The sequence below is a fragment of the Rhizobium sp. H4 genome, from assembly GCF_003013335.1.
Lineage (GTDB): Bacteria > Pseudomonadota > Alphaproteobacteria > Rhizobiales > Rhizobiaceae > Rhizobium > Rhizobium sophoriradicis.
In genome coordinates this window covers 1-1,595 of sequence record NZ_PSOW01000045.1, presented here as the reverse complement: position 1 = coordinate 1,595, position 1,595 = coordinate 1, and the positions used below count along the sequence as shown (strand labels likewise).

Annotated in this window: 1 protein-coding gene; it reads left to right on the top strand. The window is 61.3% G+C overall.

Annotated elements, in window-relative coordinates; all coding sequences use genetic code 11:
- The coding region (acs, locus tag C4N04_RS31360; protein WP_106797765.1) for an acetate--CoA ligase at nucleotides 1–1,595 on the top strand (1,595 nt) is incomplete at both ends.

The window sequence follows — 1,595 nt, the reverse complement described above, 5'->3', positions numbered from 1 at the left end:
AAATGGTACGAGGAGAGCGTCGAGGATCCGGACAAGTTCTGGGGCAAGCACGGCAAGCGGATCGACTGGTTCAAGCCCTATACCAAAGTCAAGAACACCTCCTTTACCGGCAAGGTCTCGATCAAGTGGTTCGAGGATGGCCAGACGAACGTCTCCTATAACTGCATCGACCGCCATCTGAAGACGAATGGCGACCAGGTGGCGATCATCTGGGAAGGCGACAATCCCTATATCGACAAGAAGATCACCTATAACGAGCTCTACGAGCACGTCTGCCGGATGGCGAACGTCTTGAAGAAGCACGGCGTCAAGAAGGGCGATCGCGTCACCATCTATATGCCGATGATTCCCGAAGCGGCTTACGCGATGCTCGCCTGCGCCCGCATCGGCGCGGTGCATTCGGTCGTCTTCGGCGGCTTCTCCCCCGAGGCCCTGGCGGGACGCATCGTCGACTGTGAATCCACTTTCGTCATCACCTGCGACGAAGGTCTGCGCGGCGGCAAGCCGGTGCCGCTGAAGGACAATACCGATACGGCGATCCACATCGCCGCCCGCCAGCACGTCAATGTCAGCAAGGTGCTGGTCGTGCGCCGCACCGGCGGCAAGACCGGCTGGGCGCCGGGCCGCGATCTCTGGTATCATCAGGAAGTTGCTACCGTGAAGGCGGAATGCCCGCCGGTGAAGATGAAGGCGGAAGATCCGCTGTTCATTCTCTACACCTCAGGCTCGACCGGCAAGCCGAAGGGCGTGCTGCACACGACCGGCGGCTATCTCGTCTACGCCTCGATGACGCATGAATATGTCTTCGACTACCATCGTGGCGACGTCTACTGGTGCACGGCCGATGTCGGCTGGGTCACCGGCCATTCCTATATCGTCTATGGGCCGCTTTCGAACTGCGCCACGACGCTGATGTTCGAGGGCGTGCCGAATTTCCCCGATCAGGGCCGCTTCTGGGAAGTTATCGACAAGCACAAGGTCAATATCTTCTATACGGCGCCGACGGCGATCCGTTCGCTGATGGGCGCCGGCGACGACTTCGTCACCCGTTCCTCGCGCTCTTCGCTGCGCCTGCTCGGCACGGTCGGCGAGCCGATCAATCCGGAAGCCTGGGAGTGGTATTACAATGTCGTCGGCGACAAGCGCTGCCCTGTCATCGATACCTGGTGGCAGACGGAGACCGGCGGCCACATGATCACGCCGCTGCCGGGTGCGATCGATCTGAAACCCGGTTCAGCGACGGTGCCGTTCTTCGGCGTCAAGCCTGAGCTGGTCGACAATGAGGGCAAGGTGCTGGAAGGGGCCGCCGACGGCAATCTCTGCATCGCCGACAGCTGGCCGGGCCAGATGCGCACCGTTTATGGCGACCACGAGCGCTTCATCCAGACCTATTTCTCCACCTACAAGGGCAAGTACTTCACCGGCGATGGCTGCCGGCGCGACGAGGACGGCTATTACTGGATCACCGGCCGGGTCGACGACGTGCTCAACGTCTCCGGCCACCGGCTCGGAACGGCGGAGGTGGAATCGGCGCTGGTCTCGCACAATCTGGTTTCGGAAGCTGCGGTCGTCGGTTATCCGCATGCGATCAAGGG